General features: G+C 45.7%; 1 protein-coding gene. It reads right to left on the bottom strand.

Annotation, left to right across the window (positions count from 1 at the left end; translation table 11 throughout):
* Window positions 1-29 precede the first annotated feature (29 nt).
* Window positions 30-576 (bottom strand): hypothetical protein (locus tag ACPYOP_RS32975; protein ID WP_481414387.1); only part of this gene is annotated, 547 nt, incomplete at its 5' end.

The following is a 576-nucleotide window of genomic DNA, read 5'->3' as shown; positions in this document are numbered from 1 at the left end:
CACAGTCTCCGTTGTGGACACAGACTCCTTCATTCGATTTTCAATGAACAGGTGCCGCGAATTGTGCGCTTACGTTTGAATTCCCTCTGGAGGCCAATGCTGGTTACTGAACTACCGTTTTCAAACGAGCAATCGTTGGGTGCGCACGTAATAATTGCAGTACTGTCAACATAATCTCTATTTGAAAGGCGAAGTACTAAATCAATTTTCTTGCTGCCACTGTAAGATATCGTGCAGGGATGGTTAATGTTGCACGACGCTTCTTTTAGAACTGGCTCTGAATTGGACAATATCAATGCGACTTTTACATTGATAGTGTCTTGTGGCTTTGACCCAAGAATGTCGGCAGATGCTGTGGTGCACATAATCGAAAATAACATGCAGAATAACGTGCGATGCGACATTGGAAGCTCCTCCGGGGAAAAACAATATCTCACAGAGACAATACCGATTCCAACTTCGGTTAAAATTAGACTTTTTGGTGTGTTGGGTTGACTACGCTTGGCCATGTCGCGCTCGAAATCCTCGAGCTCTTCGTCAATCTCGTCGACTTCAGGACCGGCAGGCTCGACCCCT

The sequence above is a fragment of the Rhizobium sp. KNZ2-6A genome, assembly GCF_056755475.1.
Note: the sequence above shows the minus strand (reverse complement) of the source record. Positions and strands in the feature narration are given on the sequence as shown.